This is a genomic window from Bradyrhizobium sp. GW821-FHT13H06, assembly GCF_058803975.1.
In genome coordinates this window covers 123,235-140,051 of sequence record NZ_JBXAPN010000007.1, presented here as the reverse complement: position 1 = coordinate 140,051, position 16,817 = coordinate 123,235, and the positions used below count along the sequence as shown (strand labels likewise).

Genomic DNA, 16,817 nt, shown 5'->3' with positions numbered 1-16,817 from the left:
CAAATCACTGCTAGTGGTTCTTGCCTGTTTTTCACGGGAGCACATCATGACGACGACCCTGGTCTGGACTGGCGTGGCGTTGTGGCTTGGTTTCAGTGCGTTTGTTCTGTTCGGTCCTTCGACCGGACCGGTGCAAGTCCCGGCACGTTCGGCGCGCAGCGTCCGTCGCAACCGGATCTGACACCGTGCAATTCGCGCTCGTGAAGCGCCAGCCGAAGCGCAGGTGCCGTATCCCGCGTCGTCCGCATCCGGGCCTCGACTACTTCTTCGGTCGGCTCGAACTTGCCGAAGGCGAGATGCGGGACGATCCGGGAGAGGAAACGGCGGACCTGGACTACCCGCTCCGGTCGCCGAACCGGCATTGAAGATTCTGGATTGGACTCGATACTGATGAAGCCGCATTGCCCGAACTGCCTCAAGGAAATGACCAAGGCGTCCGCGTCGCGTAACCTGTTCAGTTGCGAGCCTTGCCGCGAGATCATCCAGTATTTTGGCGGCGGCGCGGATCACGGCGAACCCGGCCCGCAATTCTCCTGGCCCATCCGCCGCAAGCGCTCCGCCCACGCGGCCTGACCCAAGCCCGCAACACGCCAGGCGGGCTATCCCGCCATGTCGCCGGCATCTGAGCCGCCGACATTGCCAGCCAGCCGCTGCGGCCGCACCACGGTGACGGTGCAGCTCGCTTCCGCGGCCACCTTGGCCGAGACACTGCCGAGCAGCGTGCGCCTGAACGAGCTCTGCCGCGCGCCGATGATGACGTGGTCGACCTGGTTGGCCTCGGCGAATTCCAGGATCGCGGCGGCGGGATCGACCGATTCCAGCACATGAGCCGTCAGCCGGCTCTCATCCAGCTTGAGCGGCGTCGCCCAATGCCTGAGCGCGACCAGGCGGTCGATATGCTTGTTGGAGCCCTGCTCGTCCAGGGTCCGGTCGATCGCGATCCGGTTCAGCTTGAGCACGTTGACGCAGGCGAGCCGCGCCGACGGCAAGGTGGCGAGGATGCGCTCGGTGGTCACACGCAGCGCCTCGTTCAGCTCCGGTGCGCCCTCCACGGTGTCGAGCGCGACAGCGAGGATCGGGCTCGATGCGATCTGGGCGGCGACATCCGATTTCGCGCGCGGCGCCATGGCGCCAAGGTTGAAACGACGCCGCCAGGCGACGCTGAGGGGATCACGTTTCAGCCGCTCCGAGCGCGCGGTGAGCTTGACCTGGCCCGGATGGGCGAGATCGAAGGCGAGCTGGGACGCCGTCGGGTAGCGCCACACCGGCTCGATCTCGAGACACCGCAACACCACCTCCTGAAGCCAGGGCGGATAATCCGGGCGGATCTTGCGCGGCGGATGCGGGTCGCGCCAGAGCCGGCGCCGCATCGCGCGCAGCGTCTCGCCCTCGCCGAACGGCCGCTCGCCGGTCGTGAAGAAATAGAGCAGCACGCCGAGCGAGAACAGGTCGCTGCGCGGATCGTCGCGCACCCCTGACAGCCGCTCGGGCGCCATGTAGGGCGCGGTGCCGTAAGGCAGGCGGAATTCCTCCTGCAGGAGATCCGGCAGGTGGTTGTGATGCGACAGCCCGTAGTCGATCAGCACCGCCTCGCCGGAATCGCGAAACATGATGCTGCTCGGCTTGATATCGTGATGGATCACGTTCTGCCGGTGCAAATCAGCAAGCGCGGTTGCGATCTTGGCGACGAGCTGCCGCGCCTCGTCATAAGGCAGCGGCAGCTCAGGGAGCCGCTTGTAGAGCGTGGCGCCTGGGATGCGCTCGATCACGACATGGGCCTGGTGGGCGAAATCACCTGTGCCGAAGCAGGCCGGCACGTGCGGCCCCGCGAGCCGCGGCAGGATCATCATCTCCATCTCAAAGGAGACGATCGCGGCGGGGTCCTCGCCCTCCGACACCCGCGGGATCTTCATCAGCAAGGGCACGTCGATGCCCGGATGGGTGACGGTCCACAGCGTCGCCATGCCGCCGGCATGCACGCATTCACCGATGGTGTAACCGTCGATCTCCGCGCCTGACTTGACCAGAGGTTTCGGCATCGCGGTCAGCGCCCCTGCGACAGCCTGTCGGCCAGCCAGGGCGGCAGTCCGTTGTCGCGGATCCTGCTTGCCGCGGTCGCGATGTCATAGGGTGCGCGGCAATAGGTGATCTGGCACGAGACCGTGTCGAACAGCACGAAGGACGCCGAGGGATCGCCGTCGCGAGGCTGGCCGACCGAGCCGAGCACGGCGAGCCATTGCCGTCCGCGCAGGAGCTGCACGGGGACGTCGGTCTTCGGCACGAAGCTCGTCATCTTGGCCGTCACCGACATCGAATAGAGCGCGGGGCGATGGATGTGGCCGCAGAACGTGACATGGGCGGGCGTGGCGATCAGGCTCTTGGCGGCGTCCACCGTCGAGCGGACATAGTGCCAGCGCTGGGGATGAGAGGCTTCGGAGTGCACGAACAGGCGGCCCTCGTCCTCTACCAGCATCGGCAATTCAGCCAGAAACTGCCGCTGCGCGGTGTCGAGCCGGCCGCGGGTCCATTCGATCGCGATCTGCGCCTCGGCGTTCATGGTCTCGGCCGAGGAATTGACCGCCTGATCATGATTGCCGCGCACGGCGACGGCGCCCTGCGCAACGAGCTCCATCGCGGTATCCACCACCCATTCCGGATCGCCGCCATAACCGACGAAATCGCCGAGCAGGACGAAGCGCTCCGCGCCCTTCGCACGGGCGATTTTCAGGCAAGCTTCAAACGCCTGCCGGTTGCCGTGGATATCCGAGAAGACAGCTAGCAGCACGCACCCTCCACCCTCCAAATCTTATTGAAGCCCGATAAGGCCAAATTGAGGGAGGTCAAGACCATGCGCCGGGACCGCGCCGTTTACCAGCACGCCCCGCGCGGCTGGTGAAGAGCCTACTGCTCGTCCTTGGGCGGCATCCGCGGCGGCGGCAGCGGCGTGAACACGGCGCCTTGCGCGCCGGCCGGCGGCGCATTGAACTCGCCGGTCGAGGAATCGCCGCCGCTGGTCTCCAAGATGGTCTTGGGCGTCACATATTCCCGGACCATGTCGATCAGGCTGCCGTCGCCGCCGCCGAAATCCGCGGCGCGCCCGCCTTGCGGATGACCGGCCGCGATCTCGTTCTCCGCGGCATGGGTCTTGTCGGCGAGCCTGTCGTTGTAGGGCACGCGAAAGGCCCGCGGGATGCCGCTCGGACGATTGTCCTCGTCGAGCTGCTCGACCCACAGATAGATCGAGCCGGGATCGCCCTGAAGCGAATGCGGCTCGACGATGCGGGCCTTCAACAGCTTGAAGGCGGCAGGCAGCCGGTCGGAACTGGCCCAGCCGAGCAGCCCGCGCATCTCGGTGAAGCTGACGACATAGAAGGCGCTGGTCACGATCACCGCGACCGCCTTCAGCGACCAGTGCAGGCGCGCATAGACCAGTACGACCAGCAGCAGCGCGCCGATCACGGCGTAGGCGACCGACAGCGTCAGGATGACCGTCTGCAGGCTAGTCACGGCGTATCCTCATAGGGTTCCCGCTCACACCGGTCCTCGGATCGAGATCGGCGCCGTTGCGCCAACCGCTGCGGAACGTCTCCAGCAGCGATTTCGGCCGCTGGTCGACATTGATGACCTTGCCCTCCTCATCGATCCGGAACCGCACCGCGGTCTTCTCGTCGCCGGTGTGGTCGAGCGTGAACTTGTTGTCGAACACCACCTGCGCCGTCGGATTGAGCTTCTGCACCTTCACGTTGGCCGTGACCGGCTCGCCGGTCGTCGCCACGAAATGCGAGACGTTGACGGTGTATTCGCCGGCGACGATGCCGCGCACGGTGACGATCTCCTCGCGGATCGGCGAGGCGATCTTCTTGCCGTTGACGATGATGAAGTCATTGGCTCCGCCGCGATCATCGCGGTCGAGCGTCAGGAAGCCGGCCTCCCGGTGGCGATACCAGGCGATGTTGCCGGCCGGATCCTGCACGAAGAGGTCGAGATCGTCCGGATGATTGTCCGGCCAGTCCATCGTGATGATGAACTCCGCCTTGGAGTCGATCTTGCCCTCCTTGGCGTCCGGCGAGACGGCGAGCAGTGCCAGGAAGAACAGGAACGCGATCACCTGGAGCGCCTTGAACAGCATCACGCCCAGGGGGTCGAACGGCTCCTCGCGCGGATAGAGACCGAAATCATCCATCATGACGGCGCACCGGAACCTTTGCGCTCCAGCACCGGCGTCACGTAGGTCTCCGTCAGCAGCACCGCATCCGAGAACACCCGCTGGGTCGCGGCGTCGAGCATGTAGTACTGGATGCGGACCAGGATCGAGCCGACGAGGCCGGCGAGCGTCGTGTACATCGCGACCGCCATGCCGTCGCTCATCAGGCCCATCGAGGAGCGCATCGCGACCTTGTCGGCGGCATCCAGCCCCGCGATCGGCGCCAGCATGATGATGAAGCCGATGATGGTGCCGAGCAGGCCGAGCTTCATCAGCGTGTCCGAGACGAAAGCACCGAAGCCGTTGGAGCCGCGCAACCGATCGGCGAGATTTCGCAACAGCAGCGTCTGGTCGACCGCCCGGTAGTCCTGCGCCGCGGCTTTCGTCACCAGGCTCTGGATGTGGTCGCGCACGAGGCCGCGCGGCAGCACCGCCGCGCTTGCATCCAGCGCCTTGCTGCCGTCCGGCGCCGCCAGCACCGCCCGGCAGCGCCGCGCCGCCGCGCCTTCACGCGCAATCGCCCGCGTGCGCAGGAAGCAATGGCCGCAGGTGAGGACATAAAGCAGCGCGATCACGCTGGAAATGTAGGTCCGGTCCGAGGTCAGCATCAGGTGGATCAGGCCGAAGCGCCACAGCAGCACGACGGCGAAGATCGAGAGCCCGGTGAAGATCATCCAGAACAGGAGCGCACTGCGCTCGGACGGGTCGGTCGCAGTCCCCGCGATCGGTCCAATCGTGATCGAACTCATGCTGCACCGCTCCTGGATTGCAGGCACTGGCCTGCAGCGTGTCCCCACCGAATAGATCAAAGCCGCCGTATCAGGTCCAAAGACCCATGCCCAATCCGGCTTGGGAAATTTGCCCGAGCTGCACTCCGGCCCACCCCTGCAATTGGCAAGACGCGGCGGCGTTGTTAGGCTGACCTTACCAAACGTCGGGGGTGATCGCATGCGCCTCGTGCTTCAGCTTGTCGCCCGTCTGCTGCTCATCGTCGTGCTCTGCCTCGGAGCCGCGACCGTGTGGGCCACATTCGACGCCTATCGCAGCATCGATCGGGCGACCGCGGCCTCGGCGCAGCGGGTCGCGCAGGCGCTCCAGGCGCTGTATTGGCGCGAGCTTTTGTTGCGCAGCAGCAGAGCGCGCGAGCATCTCCTGCCGGTTCCCGACTGGCGCACGCTGGAGACGATGAAGCTGATCTCGCCCGGCGTCTGCGTCGAGTTCCAGCCGGCTGTGGCATTCGAGAAGCCCCTCTGCGGCCAGAGCGAGGGGCTGGGCAAGGCGCCGCCGCGCTGGTTCGCCGCCATTGTGCCCACCTTCCTCGGCAGCCACGCCGAGGTCATCCGGCCCGTCAGCCCCCGCGCAGCGGCTGCCGGCACCGTGGTTGCGACGCCGGACGGCGCGGCGGCCGTCTCGCTGGCCTGGGAATACATCCTCAATGTGATCGATGTCGCGCTGCTCATGGCGGCGGCAATTGCGCTGCTGGCGTCGCTCGCGATCGCACATGCGCTGGCGCCGGCGCGCACGATCGTGACCGCCTTGCAGCGCATGGCGCGCGGTCAATATCGCACGAAACTGCCGCGCTTCCGCTCGATGGAGCTGGCGATGATCGGCACCGCCGTCGGCGAGCTCGGCAACCGGCTGGAAGAAGCCACCGAGCAGCGCGCCGCCCTGACGCGGCGCCTGATCGAGATCCGCGACGACGAGCGCCGCGCCCTCGCCCGCGAGCTGCACGACGAGTTCGGGCAGAATCTCTCCGCCATTCTCGCCTTCGCCAACACAATCGAGACAGCGAGCACGAAGGACCGCAGCACCGGAATCGCTCAGGATGCGCGCATGATCTCGCAGGCCACCCATCATCTGATGGCCTCGCTCCGCGATGCATTGAAGCGTCTGCGCAATCCGCTGCCCGAGGAGCTCGGGCTCGAGGCAAGCCTCGTCAATCTCGTCGACAGCTGGCGCTCGCAGAGCGCGGCGCGGCCGACGATCCAGCTCGATCTCAGGGGTGACCTCACCGACATCAGCGGTCCGGCCGCCACCACGGCCTATCGCGTGGCACAGGAATGCCTGACCAACGCGCTGCGTCACGGCGTGGCGCGCGAGATCAGCCTGCGCGTCGAACGCCGTGCCGGCGAGGACGATGCGCTGCTGATCCGCGTCGAGGACGACGGCGGCGGCGACGCGGCCCGTGTCGCGCAGTCGGCCGGTTTCGGTCTGACCGGCATCCGCGAGCGCGTCACGGCAGCCGGCGGATCGCTGTCAATCCTGCCGGCCCGCGGCGGCCTCAGCGTTGCCGCCACCATCCCGCTCGCTGCGTGAGGCCGGGATGAGCGAGGTTGCAGCAACAGGCATCTCCGTGCTGCTGGTCGACGATCACCCGATCGTCCGGCAGGGCTACCGGCGCGTGCTGGAAAGCCAGGGCGATCTGCACGTCGTGGCGGAGGCCGAGAACGCCGCGGACGCCTACAGCGCGTTCAAGGCGCATGATCCCGACGTCGTCGTGCTCGATATCTCGATGCCCGGCGCGAGCGGGCTGGAGGCGATCCGCAACATCCGCGCGCGCAGCCCGCGGGCGCGGATTCTCGTCTTCACCATGCACAACGAAGCCGTGCTGGTGAAGGCCGCCTTCGGCGCCGGTGCCTCCGGCTTCGTCACCAAGAGCAGCGAGCCGTCCGCGGTTGTGCACGCCATCCGCAGCGTGGCGCGCGGCGAGCGCGCCATGAGCGACGACATCGCGCATATTCTGGCCGAGGACAGCCTGTCGCCGAGGGGTTCGGCGCTGGACCAGCTGGGTGAGCGCGAGATCGAGATCCTGCGCCAATTCGCCGGCGGCGCCACCACCGAGCAGATCGCGACGCATCTCAATCTCAGCGTCAAGACGGTGCAGAACTATCACTACCTGATCAAGACCAAGACCGGCGCGCGCACGGATGCGCAACTCGTGCGGCTGGCCGCGACCTGTGGGCTGACCAGGATCTAGCAGCCAGGCTGCCGCACTGCGTTATCCCTTGAAGCTTCTCAATCTGCTGAACGAAATTGGAACGGAGCCGATCCGGCTCCGGTTAGTACGCCAGAGAAGGAGTAAAGGGTCATGACTAAGGGTCACCACAAGGCAGTCGACCATCCCCCGATCATCACAGTAGGCGAGCTCATCGACGAACTTTGCCGCCTGCCGGACACAGCCGTCGTCCACTTTCGCTGCCCCATGTTCGATCAGGACCTGACGTTCTACCGCCTTCGAAAGCGGTCAAAGGACTCCGTCGAGATCGCAGTCAATGCATACCCGCATAGCCCGCCGGTCGTGCCGTCCTCCGATCCTGTCTTCCACACGCGAAAACATTCGGCTTCCTCGCCCTCGCTTCGCGATGGCGCCGCTCTCCAGAAGGCGAAAGGTTGATTGGCCGCACCCGCGATTCAATGGGACCTACGGCCCTAGGCTGTCCTCAGCCCGCGCAGCAGCAGAGCGAGCATCGCATCGACGCGCGCGGAGAGATCAGCGTCCTTCCACTCGTCGGCATGGGCCGGATGGTGGAAGCGGACGGTCGCATCGAAGATCGCGCGCGCGGTTGCCTTGACGTCGCCCACGGCGAATTCGCCCCGCTTCACGCCATCGGTCAGGATCGCCGCGATCTGGTCGATCATGGTGTCCTTGTGACATTTGACGGCCGCGCAGGCCTCGCGTGCCAGCGTCAGGTAGGTCTCGAACATCTCGGGATCGTCGAGCACACGCGAACGCTTGGCTGCGAACAGCGTGCGCAGCCAGCGGTCGAGCCTGTCGGGCGCCGGCCCCTGCTCGTTGGCGATCGCCAGCAACGGCGCGTCGATGCGGTCGAGCCAGCGTTTGGCAACGGCCTCGCGCAGCGAGGCCTTGCTGGGGAAATGGCGATAGACGCTGCCGTGGCTCACATCGAGCGCGCGGGCAACATCGACCACGGTGGCCTTGGCAAGCCCGTAGCGCCTGAGCACGTCCTCGGTGACTTCGAGGATCCGCTCCGGCGTCAAGACAACGGCTTCATTCATGCCAGCACCATGTTCCCGTTTGGGGCTCAGTTACCCGGCAGTAGGGCTGCTTCCGAAGCGCCCTTGCCGGTCGTTCGGAAAGCCTATGCCTTAATGAGGCAGTTTTGCAGCCTGCGCCGCGATCTGGCGCGCCACCAGCAAATTGAGCCAATGCCCAATCACGCCGGTGAGATTGAGGATTTCGGTCGTCATTTCTTAAGTCTCCATTCGTCCGCGGTCCCCGTTCTTCGATCCGCCCTCCGATCCGAGCTTGTTTCGGATGTCGGGCTCTCCGGGGTTTATCGCGGGACGCCCAATCGGAGCGTCCGGAGACGGATATACACGTCCAGCTGACAGATTTCAATATCTGTCAGTCAATGATCCGTGATTGACCGCTGATTTCTGCGGCCGGGCGCCCCTCCTCGCCGGATACCGGTGCCGGCCGAACCTTGGCGCTGGCTGCCTGCTCGGTGCAATCATCCCCCGCTAGCTTGCGCCCGCCGTTTGTTTAGCCCTCCCCGCTCTGCTAAATCACGGCGTAAAAAACATTTTGGCCGGCACAGCCCCCCTTGGGCGGCCCGCCTACCTTGCTGGAGCCGTCAGATGATCCCCCGCTACACCCGCCCGGAAATGGCCGCGATCTGGGAACCGCAGACCCGGTTCAAGATCTGGTTCGAGATCGAGGCGCATGCGGCGGACGCGCTCGCCGAGCTCGGAACCATCCCCAAGGAGGCCGCCAAGACGGTCTGGGCCAAGGCCAAGGACGCCACGTTCGACGTCGCCCGCATCGACGAGATCGAGCGCGAGACCAAGCACGACGTCATCGCCTTCCTCACCCACCTCGCCGAGATCGTCGGTCCCGAGGCGCGCTTCGTGCACCAGGGCATGACCTCCTCCGACGTGCTCGACACCTGCCTCAACGTCCAGCTCACCCGCGCCGCCGACCTGCTGCTTGCCGACCTCGACAAGGTGCTGGCCGCGCTGAAGAAGCGCGCGTTCGAGCACAAGATGACGCCGACCATCGGCCGCAGCCACGGCATCCACGCCGAGCCTGTCACCTTCGGCCTCAAGCTCGCCTACGCCTATGCCGAGTTCTCGCGCGCCAGGGAGCGCCTGATCGCGGCGCGCAAGGAGGTCGCGACCTGCGCCATTTCCGGCGCGGTCGGCACTTTCGCGCAGATCGATCCGCGCGTCGAAGAGCATGTCGCGAAAGCCATGGGGCTCGTGCCGGAGCCGATCTCGACCCAGGTGATCCCGCGCGATCGCCACGCCATGTATTTCTCGACGCTCGGCGTGATCGCCTCCTCGATCGAGCGGATCGCCGTGGAGATCCGCCACATGCAGCGCACCGAGGTGCTGGAGGCCGAAGAGTTCTTCTCGGAGGGGCAGAAGGGCTCGTCCGCAATGCCGCACAAGCGCAACCCGGTGCTGTCGGAAAACCTCACCGGACTGTCGCGCATGGTACGGGCCTATGTGACGCCGGCCCTGGAGAACGTCGTGCTCTGGCACGAGCGCGACATCTCGCACTCCTCGGCCGAGCGGATGATGGGCCCCGACGCCACCGTGACGCTCGACTTCGCGCTGGTGCGCCTCGCCGGGCTGATCGACAAGCTGCTGGTGTACCCCGCCAACATGCAGAAGAACCTCGACCGCCTCGGCGGCCTCGTGCATTCGCAGCGCGTGCTGCTGGCGCTGACGCAGAAGGGCGCGAGCCGCGAGGACGCCTACAAGCTCGTGCAGCGCAACGCGATGCCGGTCTGGCGCGGCGAAGGCGACTTCCTCCAGCTCCTGAAGAAGGACACCGAGGTGAAGACGTATCTCACCGACGCCGAGATCGAGGAGCAGTTCGACCTCGGCTATCACCTCAAGCACGTCGACACGATCTTCAAGCGCGTGTTCGGCGAGAGCTGAAGCGTCGCTTTCGTAGCCCGGGTGAGCGCAGCGCTACCCGGGAACTCTCTCGCGAAAGATCCCGGATGTCGCTGCGCTCATCCGGGCTACAACCAATCAAGAACGGATTCCTCATGCCCATCGTCAACCGCGTTGCCGCCCTCTCCGACGAAATGGCCGCCTGGCGCCATGACTTCCACGAGAACCCCGAGTTGCTCTACGAAGTCCACCGCACTGCCGGCATCGTCGCGGACAAGCTTCGCGAGTTCGGCTGCGACGAGGTGGTGACCGGCATCGGCCGCACTGGCGTGGTCGGCGTGATCCGCGGCCGCAAGTCGGCCTCCGGCAAGGCCATTGGCCTGCGCGCCGACATGGACGCGCTGCCGATCATGGAGACGTCAGGCGTGCCTTATGCCTCCAAGGTCCCCGGCAAGATGCACGCATGCGGGCATGACGGCCACACCGCCATGCTGCTGGGCGCCGCCAAATATCTCGCCGAGACGCGCAATTTCGACGGGACCGCGATCATGATCTTCCAACCCGCCGAGGAAGGCGGCGGCGGCGGCAAGGCGATGGTCGAGGACGGGCTGATGACGCGCTGGAACATCCAGGAGGTCTACGGCATGCACAACATGCCGGCGCTGCCCGAGGGCCATTTCGCAACCACGCCCGGCCCGATGCTCGCGTCCTCCGACAACATCCAGATCACCGTCCGCGGCAAGGGCGGCCACGCCGGCGCAGGCCCGCACAAATCCGTCGACAGCGTGCTGATCGGCTCACAGATCGTGAATGCGCTGCAATCGATCGTCGCGCGCAACGTCGATCCGCTGAAATCGGCGGTGATCTCGGTCACGCAGTTCCATTCCGGCACCGCCTTCAACATCATCCCGGAGGTCGCAGAGCTCGCCGGCACCGTGCGCACGCTCGACCCCGAGGTGCGCGATCTCGTCGAGCGCCGCATCGGCGAAGTTGCCGACAGCATTGCCCGCGCCTATGGCGGCTCGGCCGAGACGAAGTACACGCGGATGTATCCGGTGACGATGAACCATGCCCGCGAGGCCGGCATGGCCGCCGAGGTCGCCCGCGACATTGTCGGCACTGAGCGCGTCAACGACAAGTTCGTCCCGATGATGGGCGCCGAGGACTTCTCGTTCATGCTGGAAGCGCGCCCCGGCGCGATGGTGCTTGTCGGCATGGGCGACGGCAACGAGTGCCACCACCCGGGTTACATCTTCAACGACAACATCCTGGGCCACGGCGCGTCGTTCTGGGCGCGCCTCGTCGAAACGCGGATGCCGGCGGACTGAAGCCGAATTTGTCGCACTTGCAGATGAGGTAACGGGGCCGGCCGCCCGGATGACCGACTCGTCGGCCGTAGCTCGAACATCGAAGGCGGAGCGTACCTCGTCGTCAGTTGCAGATTTCGGCTGGTATCTTGACCGCGGGATTGGAAGGATGATTGGCTGTCCCGAGCCGGCACCCCTTAGCGATCGGCCTGCAACCGGCGCTGGTGCAGATCACCTGCCCCGAAGCTTGCGGCGCTGACGGCGCGGCTTCCGTTTGTCTTCGATCCTGATCCCGTCTTTTCGAATCTTCCCGCGTCGCGACCGGCTTCTTCTCCGGGATCTTCTCGCACTCGTTGTCGTCACCGACGCGATAGCCGGCACGGCAGGTGATCTTGACGCATTGATCGCCGTCGGCCTTGAAGCCGAAATTGCAGACGAGCGGGCAGATCCGGCCCGGCTTCGCCTTCAGCGCATCGAGGGCGTCGACGCTGGCGAGCTTCACGTCGAGCTGCGTGCCGGCGTATTTGTTGAATAGCGTCAGCGAACGTTGCGCAGCCGACGTCCATTCGCCTTCGGCCGCAGACGTCAGGCAGCCGACGCGGCGCAACTCGCTCTGCACCGACTTGGCGAGGTCAGCTGCGGATAACGTTGATGTCGGCGCCGGTGAGAGCGCGGCCACCTTCTGGGCCTCTGCTTCGGGCATCTGCCGGTCGGCGGCCGGCTTTGCGGTCTGCTCCGCTTTCTCCGCCGCCTGCTTTGCCGCAAGCTCGGCCCTGGCCTTCTCCGCCGCCTGCTTCTCGGCCAGTGCCTTCGCTGCTGCCGCCTCGGCGGCCTTGCGCTGGCGCTCGGCCGCTTCAGCCCTCGCCTGCTCGATCTGCTTCTGCTTCTCCGCGGCGATCCGCGCCTCCTCGGCCGCCTTGGCCGCCGCGGTCGCCTTCTCCTGCTCGGCCTTCTGGGCGCGCTCGGCAATCAGCCTCGCCTTCTCCTGCTCGGCCGCCCTGGCCTTTTGCTCGGCCGCAGCGCGCGTCTCTTCCGCAGCGATCTTGTTCAACTGGCCCTTGGCGAGATTGGCATAGAACCCCTCCGGATATTGCGCCAGGAACGCTTCCCAGCCGTCCCGTGTGCCGAGCTCGAGCGCGAGCTCATAATCCCTGCGAATGGCCTCCTGCGGGTTTGCCTGGGGGCCGGTCGCGGCTGGCCTTGCGACCAGCGGCACGTCGTCACCGCCGAGCGAGCCGTAGACATACGGCTCCTGCTTGTAGCCGGTCGCCTTGAGCACGTCGTCGCGCACGAAGCCGAACGCCTTGCGCAGGTCGAGTCCCGGCTTCGGCAGATGCTCGACCAGTGCGGTGGCGAACGGACTGTTTCTGGAATCGCCGTCGGAGGCCGTCGATCCCGCCTTTGCCGCGAAAGCAATCATGGTGTTGGGGGTGGTCGGCTCGACCTTGGCCAGGCCGCGCCCGATCGCACGTGAGGCCAGCGTGCGCTTCATCGTCTTCGCGAACGGGTTGTCGCGGCAGGCGTCCAGGATGATCAGGCGCAATTGCTTGGCCGGCTCGACCGCGAACAGCGCGCGCTCCACTGGAATGGTTTCGTCGAGAACGTCGCCATCCGTCTCCAGCGTCGCGTCGGTTGGAATGAGATAATTATTGCCGTCGAGCTCGATGCCGTGACCGGCGTAGTAGATCACCGCCATCTCCGCATCGCGCGACCTGCCGGCAAACTCGCGCAGCATGCGCCGCATCTCGCTGGCGCTGAGATCGAGCCTCACGTCGACGGAATCGAAGCCGGCCTTCTTGAACATGCCGCCGACCAGCGTGGCGTCGTTGACGGGATTACCGAGCTTCGGCGCGCTCTTGTAGGCGGAATTGCCGATGACAAGCGCCACCCGCCGGTCGGCATGTGCCGGACCGCAAGCAAAACCCATCGCCAATATGAGCCAAACAAATAGCCGAAACGGAATCACTTGCGTCCCCCCGGATGCAATTCCATGAGACTATTCGGTAGCGTCGCCGATTGCCAATTCTTACTATGTGATATCGATCACATAGCGGCTGTCGCTCAGCGATATGGATAACGCGGCGAAGCGTCGCCCTCCTATCGAAAGTGAGCCCAAACCCGGTCCTGCCTGCGTTCGCTACCTCTGCACCACCTCGTGGCGCATCACGAACGGTGCAAGCAGCGCATGCACTTCGCTCGCAACTACCTCGCGCTGATCCTCCGGCAATCCCGTCAGCGTCACGGTCGCGATCGAGCCATGGCTGCCATGGGCGCCGACCTTCACCTTGCAATCGATGCCGCGCTCGACCAGCGGCGCCAGCACCTTGGTGAACACGCGCTGCGCCGCGTCCCAGCGCAGCTGCGGCTTGAACACCTTTCCGACACCGGTCACCGGCATCGGATCGATCGGAATGACCTGCACCGGGACGGCCGCGCGCTCCGGCGTGCGCTCCCGCACCCACGCCTCCAGCTCGCCCGGCTCGACCTTGGCGCCCGGCTTCAACTGCACGTAGCCCACCGGCAGCTCGCCGGCATAGGCATCGGGCTGGCCGACCACCGCGGCGAAGCCGACCGCGGGGTGACGGAACATGATCTCCTCGATCGGCGCCGGATCGATGTTGTGGCCGCCGCGGATCACGAGATCCTTGGCGCGGCCGGTGATCCAGAGATAGCCGTCGGCATCGAGCCGGCCGAGATCGCCGGAGTTGACCCAGACCTCGTCGACGAAGGCGCCCTTGTTGTGCTCGTCGTTGAGATAGCCGCCGAACACACCGGGCCCGGCCATGATGACGACGCCGATCTCGTCGGTCGCGCAGTCGCGGATCAGGCGTCCCTCGGCATCGAGCTGCACGATTCGCACGCGCGCATAAGGCATGGGAAGGCCGACCGAGCCGAGCCGGATCGGCCGCGACGGATAGGCCAGCGTGTGCACGCTCGAGGTCTCGGTCATGCCGTAGACCTCGACCACCGGCAGCTTCAGCTTCTCCTGAATCGCCGAACCGACCGCGACCGGAATCGCCGAGCCGCCACCTGCCGCATATTTCAGGCTCGATATGTCCGCGTTATCAGGCGGCACCGCGAGGGTGGCGGCAAGCACCGTCGGTACGCTCGACAGCGCTTCGGGCTTGAAGCGCTCGACCAGCTGCCAGATGTTCTTCACTGCATTCGGATTGCGCCAGCCGCTCGGCGACAGCACGACCAGCGAGCCGCCGCTCGACAGCGTCAGCAGGACCTGCGTCAGCGAGCCCCCGACGTGGAACAGCGGCATTCCGAACAGCAGGTTTGCGCCGGGCTTCGCCTTCAGCAGCAGATTGAGCGCCCAGGCCTGATAGACCTGGTTGGCATGCGTGTGCCGTACCAGCTTTGGCGTGCCGGTGGTGCCGCCGGTATGGAAATAAGCAGCGATGTCGCTGCCGAGAATCCGGCGTCCGCTGACGAGCCGGTCCGCCGGCTGCTGCTTGATCAGGTCGCCGAAGGCGAAGATGCCCTTGGCGGGATCGCCACCGCCGAACACCTGCACGATGGCCTTGAGGTGCTTGAGCTGCGGGCGGATCTGCTCGACCTTCTGCCAGATGTCGGTGCCCGGCATCGGTCCGAGCGCCACCAGGATCTTGGTGTTCGCGGCCTCCAGGATCTCGGCGATCTGGTGTGGCTCGAGCAGCGGGTTGACGGGATTGGCGATGCCGGCGGCCTCGGCGCCGAACAGCGTGACGAAGGCATCGGGCACCAGCGGCAACATGAAGCTGATGACGTCGCCCTTCTCGGCGCCGAGCGCGTGAAACATGTTGGCGGCCTGCGTGACGCGCGCGATGAAATCGCGATAGGTGACGACCAGCGGCGTATCGGCGGGATCGGCGTTTTGCAGGAACTGGATCGCCGCCCCGTCGGGATTGCGCGCCGCACCTAGCCTGATCGCGTCATAGGTGCTCTCGGCCGCGACGCGGTCGGCGTAAGGGACCTGCTCGAACGCCCGGATATCCTCGTCCGTCAAAAGATCCGGATAGTCGTTGCCGATGAACCGATCGAGCGCATGGATGCCCGCCATGAAATTCAGTCCTCCCTCAGATGCATGTCCCCGCCCCCGTATCTTCTGACATCTTGGTTCGGCGAGGCCCCGGCCGATCGCCGGCCGAGCGCGGACAGAATGATGGATGATTGAGCGTTCGTCCATCGCCTACCGGCCGTGGCGCTTGAACCTCTGCGGCTGATCCGGGGACCAAGAACTGGCACTGAATTCGCTCGCCAGCGTCCTGCCGCAAGACTTGAGGTCATCATGACGACGCCCCCGCGGAATCGCATCACATGGCTGATTGCAGCGTTCGCGACGGTATTCGCAATCGCTCTGCCCTCTGCCACTCTCAGCGCGGACACCCAGCTCGACAAGATGCGTGCCAAAATCGCAGCCTTCGTCGCCGACAAGATGGAGAAGCTGGGCGGATCCCGCATCATCTACAGGGTGGACACCGACGGCTTGCGGGTGGCCGTCGTCACCGATCTGCGCGACGACGTCTACAAGACCTTGCGCGAGGGCCGGATCGCCTTCTCCGGCCTTGCGATCCGCGACGGCGGCGTCGACGTGAAGATCGCGGACGCGAAGGGCCGCGAACAGCTCACGCGCAAACTCGCGTCGGCAGCCGAGGGACTGCCGGCGCATGCGTTCACCGTGACTGATGGCGCAGACGGTCTGATCAGGCTTGCACCGACCGACGCCGCATCCGCCGAGCGGCTGCGCGACCTCGTCGAAGATTCCATCGCCATGATCGAGCAGCGCCTCAAGGATGCCGGCGTCAAGCTTGCCAGTGTTCAAGTCGATGGGACGGACCGCATCCGCATCTTCCTGCCCGGCGTGATGGAGCCCGAGCATGTCACCGCGATCTTCGCCAGGAAGGTCAAGGTCGGCTTCCGCCTGATCGACCTCTCAATGTCCGCGGAGCAGGCGCAATCCGGCGCGCCTCCGGCAGGCACCGAAGTCCTGCTCGGCTTCAAGGACAGGCGCCCCTATCTGGTCGCCAAGGACAGCGCGCTCGAGGGCGACGACATCAGCTATGCCGGTCCGGGATTTACGAGCGACACGAAAGAGCCGATCGCCTCGTTCCGTTTCAACGGCCGCGGCACGCGGCGCTTCGCCCACATCACTGCAGAGAACGTCGGGAAGCCCTTTGCCATCGTGCTCGACGACAACGTAATCTCCGCTCCCGTGATCCGCGAGCCCATCACCGGCGGCTCGGGCCAGATCGCCGGCAACTTCACCCTGGAAGAGGCCAACAGCGTCGCGATGCTGCTGCGCGCCGGCTCGTTGCCAGGGCGCCTCGGCCTCGTCGAGCAGCAGGTCGTACAGGCCGCCACCAAGCCTTAAGCGACAGATCGCGCCACGCACCGGCCTCCCGGCCGGTCCGCGACGCCGCTGCCCGCACGGCTGCCCCGAATCACGGCCGCGCCGC

Annotated in this window: 16 protein-coding genes; 8 read left to right on the top strand and 8 right to left on the bottom strand. The window is 65.9% G+C overall.

Annotated features, from left to right (window positions below; all coding sequences use genetic code 11):
• The first annotated feature begins 46 nt into the window (after window positions 1-46).
• Genes AC1RQP_RS27035 through AC1RQP_RS27025 form a run of 3 tightly spaced genes read left to right on the top strand, consistent with a single transcriptional unit; the run spans window position 47 to window position 573 of the window.
• The gene (locus AC1RQP_RS27035; RefSeq protein ID WP_492939467.1) at window positions 47-181 is read left to right on the top strand and encodes a hypothetical protein; all 135 of its coding nucleotides are present in this window, start codon (window positions 47-49) and stop codon (window positions 179-181) included.
• Window positions 182-185: 4 nt separating this feature from the next.
• The gene (locus AC1RQP_RS27030; protein WP_194393141.1) at window positions 186-365 is read left to right on the top strand and encodes a hypothetical protein; all 180 of its coding nucleotides are present in this window, start codon (window positions 186-188) and stop codon (window positions 363-365) included.
• Between the two features lie 10 nt (window positions 366-375).
• On the top strand, window positions 376-573 hold the full coding sequence (locus tag AC1RQP_RS27025) for a hypothetical protein (RefSeq protein WP_454646001.1): 198 nt from the start codon (window positions 376-378) through the stop codon (window positions 571-573).
• Window positions 574-599: 26 nt separating this feature from the next.
• On the opposite strand, the gene AC1RQP_RS27020 is transcribed toward AC1RQP_RS27025, so the two are convergent.
• The 5 genes from AC1RQP_RS27020 to AC1RQP_RS27000 form a co-directional block, all read right to left on the bottom strand.
• A complete protein-coding gene (locus AC1RQP_RS27020; RefSeq protein WP_492939465.1) occupies window positions 600-2,039 on the bottom strand; it encodes a serine/threonine protein kinase in 1,440 nt (479 codons plus the stop codon).
• A gap of 5 nt (window positions 2,040-2,044) precedes the next feature.
• Window positions 2,045-2,785, bottom strand: coding sequence for a metallophosphoesterase family protein (locus AC1RQP_RS27015; RefSeq protein ID WP_492939463.1), 741 nt, complete (start codon window positions 2,783-2,785; stop codon window positions 2,045-2,047).
• A gap of 116 nt (window positions 2,786-2,901) precedes the next feature.
• Window positions 2,902-3,507, bottom strand: a complete 606-nt coding sequence (locus tag AC1RQP_RS27010; RefSeq protein ID WP_492939461.1) for a hypothetical protein — start codon at window positions 3,505-3,507, stop codon at window positions 2,902-2,904.
• Window positions 3,500-4,186 carry a DUF2135 domain-containing protein gene (locus AC1RQP_RS27005; RefSeq protein ID WP_239624940.1) on the bottom strand — a complete coding sequence of 229 codons (687 nt, stop codon included), beginning with the start codon at window positions 4,184-4,186 and terminating at the stop codon, window positions 3,500-3,502. The genes AC1RQP_RS27010 and AC1RQP_RS27005 overlap by 8 nt, the downstream gene beginning before the upstream one ends.
• A complete protein-coding gene (locus tag AC1RQP_RS27000) occupies window positions 4,183-4,953 on the bottom strand; it encodes a MotA/TolQ/ExbB proton channel family protein (RefSeq protein WP_239624942.1) in 771 nt (256 codons plus the stop codon). The genes AC1RQP_RS27005 and AC1RQP_RS27000 overlap by 4 nt, the downstream gene beginning before the upstream one ends.
• Window positions 4,954-5,152: 199 nt before the next feature.
• Here AC1RQP_RS27000 and AC1RQP_RS26995 point away from each other — a divergent pair, with 199 nt between their 5' ends.
• Entirely contained in the window at window positions 5,153-6,520 is a 1,368-nt protein-coding gene (locus AC1RQP_RS26995) for a sensor histidine kinase (RefSeq protein WP_239624944.1), read from the top strand.
• A 7-nt stretch (window positions 6,521-6,527) separates the two neighbouring features.
• Window positions 6,528-7,181 carry a response regulator gene (locus tag AC1RQP_RS26990; RefSeq protein WP_492939459.1) on the top strand — a complete coding sequence of 218 codons (654 nt, stop codon included), beginning with the start codon at window positions 6,528-6,530 and terminating at the stop codon, window positions 7,179-7,181.
• Between the two features lie 452 nt (window positions 7,182-7,633).
• Here AC1RQP_RS26990 and AC1RQP_RS26985 read toward each other — a convergent pair whose 3' ends face one another.
• Window positions 7,634-8,221, bottom strand: coding sequence for a TetR/AcrR family transcriptional regulator (locus AC1RQP_RS26985; RefSeq protein WP_239624947.1), 588 nt, complete (start codon window positions 8,219-8,221; stop codon window positions 7,634-7,636).
• A 582-nt stretch (window positions 8,222-8,803) separates the two neighbouring features.
• Between AC1RQP_RS26985 and purB the strand changes: the two genes are divergently transcribed.
• A complete protein-coding gene (purB, locus tag AC1RQP_RS26980) occupies window positions 8,804-10,111 on the top strand; it encodes an adenylosuccinate lyase (protein ID WP_492939457.1) in 1,308 nt (435 codons plus the stop codon).
• Window positions 10,112-10,224: 113 nt separating this feature from the next.
• A complete protein-coding gene (locus tag AC1RQP_RS26975) occupies window positions 10,225-11,397 on the top strand; it encodes a M20 aminoacylase family protein (protein ID WP_492939455.1) in 1,173 nt (390 codons plus the stop codon).
• Window positions 11,398-11,500: 103 nt separating this feature from the next.
• Here AC1RQP_RS26975 and AC1RQP_RS26970 read toward each other — a convergent pair whose 3' ends face one another.
• Together AC1RQP_RS26970 and AC1RQP_RS26965 are read right to left on the bottom strand one after the other, a co-directional pair.
• Complete coding sequence (locus tag AC1RQP_RS26970) at window positions 11,501-13,303, bottom strand: caspase family protein (RefSeq protein ID WP_492939453.1); 1,803 nt, start codon at window positions 13,301-13,303, stop codon at window positions 11,501-11,503.
• Window positions 13,304-13,513: 210 nt separating this feature from the next.
• Window positions 13,514-15,421 (bottom strand): acyl-CoA synthetase, encoded by a 1,908-nt coding sequence (locus AC1RQP_RS26965; RefSeq protein WP_492939451.1) that lies wholly within the window; start codon window positions 15,419-15,421, stop codon window positions 13,514-13,516.
• Window positions 15,422-15,649: 228 nt separating this feature from the next.
• On the opposite strand from AC1RQP_RS26965, the gene AC1RQP_RS26960 reads away from it, so the two are divergent.
• Entirely contained in the window at window positions 15,650-16,732 is a 1,083-nt protein-coding gene (locus AC1RQP_RS26960) for a SecDF P1 head subdomain-containing protein (protein WP_492939449.1), read from the top strand.
• Window positions 16,733-16,817: the final 85 nt, after the last annotated feature.

Coding starts and splice junctions, on each gene's coding strand:
- AC1RQP_RS27020 (WP_492939465.1), bottom strand. CDS start 2,039: ATGCCGAAACCTCTGGTCAAGTCAGGCGCGGAGATCGACGGTTACACC.
- AC1RQP_RS27000 (WP_239624942.1), bottom strand. CDS start 4,953: ATGAGTTCGATCACGATTGGACCGATCGCGGGGACTGCGACCGACCCG.
- AC1RQP_RS26995 (WP_239624944.1), top strand. CDS start 5,153: ATGCGCCTCGTGCTTCAGCTTGTCGCCCGTCTGCTGCTCATCGTCGTG.
- purB (WP_492939457.1), top strand. CDS start 8,804: ATGATCCCCCGCTACACCCGCCCGGAAATGGCCGCGATCTGGGAACCG.
- AC1RQP_RS26990 (WP_492939459.1), top strand. CDS start 6,528: ATGAGCGAGGTTGCAGCAACAGGCATCTCCGTGCTGCTGGTCGACGAT.
- AC1RQP_RS27005 (WP_239624940.1), bottom strand. CDS start 4,186: ATGATGGATGATTTCGGTCTCTATCCGCGCGAGGAGCCGTTCGACCCC.
- AC1RQP_RS26965 (WP_492939451.1), bottom strand. CDS start 15,421: ATGGCGGGCATCCATGCGCTCGATCGGTTCATCGGCAACGACTATCCG.
- AC1RQP_RS26985 (WP_239624947.1), bottom strand. CDS start 8,221: ATGAATGAAGCCGTTGTCTTGACGCCGGAGCGGATCCTCGAAGTCACC.
- AC1RQP_RS26975 (WP_492939455.1), top strand. CDS start 10,225: ATGCCCATCGTCAACCGCGTTGCCGCCCTCTCCGACGAAATGGCCGCC.
- AC1RQP_RS26960 (WP_492939449.1), top strand. CDS start 15,650: ATGACGACGCCCCCGCGGAATCGCATCACATGGCTGATTGCAGCGTTC.
- AC1RQP_RS27035 (WP_492939467.1), top strand. CDS start 47: ATGACGACGACCCTGGTCTGGACTGGCGTGGCGTTGTGGCTTGGTTTC.
- AC1RQP_RS26970 (WP_492939453.1), bottom strand. CDS start 13,303: ATGGGTTTTGCTTGCGGTCCGGCACATGCCGACCGGCGGGTGGCGCTT.